General features: G+C 58.6%; 1 protein-coding gene. It reads left to right on the plus strand.

Features of this window, described 5'->3' with window-relative positions; translation table 11 throughout:
• The coding region (locus AB6809_RS36180) for an IS30 family transposase (RefSeq protein WP_371028605.1) at positions 1 to 1,322 on the plus strand (1,322 nt) is incomplete at its 5' end.
• Between the last annotated feature and the right edge of the window lie 8 nt (positions 1,323 to 1,330).

The following is a 1,330-nucleotide window of genomic DNA, read 5'->3' on the forward strand; positions in this document are numbered from 1 at the left end:
GGCGCGAAACTGAGCGACGATTCTGGAAGCAAATCGCGACAGGCATTACAAGCGAGAAGGCTGCAGATGCCGTTGGCGTGTCGCAGGCTGTAGGCACTCGCTGGTTCCGGCATAGTGGCGGTATGCCACTTTTTATGTCGATCCCCCTGTCGGGAAGGTATTTGTCGTTCGCGGAGCGAGAAGAGATTGGACTACTTTCGCTGCAAGGCGTCGGAGTACGCGAAATCGCTCGCCGTATCGGACGCAGCCCGTCAACGATCTCCCGGGAACTGACACGTAATGCTGCAACTCGTAGCGGTCAGCTTGAGTATCGCGCTTCGGTCGCACAGTGGAAGGCCGAACTGGTTGCCAGGAGACCCAAACCGTCGAAACTGGTGACTAATCCACAGCTGCGCGACTACGTGCAAGACCGTCTGGAGGGCAAGGTTCGCGACGTTGTTGGCCGTGAGATTGCAGGACCTCGGCAAGTACCGTTCAAAGGGAGAAACAAACCGCATCGCAGTGACCGCAAATGGGTCAATGGCTGGTCGCCCGAACAGATTTCCAACCGGCTGCAGACCGACTTCCCGGATGACCAATCCATGCGCATCTCTCACGAAGCCATTTACCAGGCTCTCTATATCCAGGGCCGAGGTGCTCTCAAGCGCGAACTGGTCAGCTGCCTGCGCACCGGGCGGGCGTTACGCGTACCGAGGGCCAGGGCACAAGCCAAGGCGTGGGCGCACGTCAGCGAAGATGTGATGATCTCTAGCCGGCCCGCAGAAGCGCAGGATCGTGCTGTGCCAGGGCATTGGGAGGGAGACCTGATCATCGGCCTGAACCGGTCCGCGATCGGAACGCTGGTCGAGCGCTCAAGCCGATTCACCATGCTCGTCCACCTACCGCGCGAGAAAGGCTATGGGCTGATTCCCAGAACGAAGAATGGCCCTGCGCTGGCCGGCTACGGGGCTGTCACGATGGCCAATGCGCTTAAGAAGACCGTAACGGACATGCCTGCCCAGTTGTGGCGATCATTGACCTGGGATCGTGGCAAGGAACTATCTGATCACGCCCGCTTCACCGTCGAGTCTGGAGTAAAGGTATTCTTCGCCGACCCACACAGTCCTTGGCAGCGAGGCACGAACGAGAACACGAACGGCCTTCTGCGGCAATACTTTCCAAAGGGCACAGACCTGTCTCGGTGGAGCGCGAGAGAAATCCAGGCCGTTGCCAATGCACTGAATTGCAGGCCCCGGAAAACACTTGGTTGGAAAACACCGGCCGAAGCTCTGGACGAGTATCTAAAATCTGTTCAACAATCCAGTGTTGCGACGACCGGTTGAATCCGCCC

The sequence above is a fragment of the Paraburkholderia sp. RCC_158 genome (assembly GCF_041355255.1).
Classification (GTDB): Bacteria; Pseudomonadota; Gammaproteobacteria; order Burkholderiales; family Burkholderiaceae; genus Paraburkholderia; species Paraburkholderia graminis.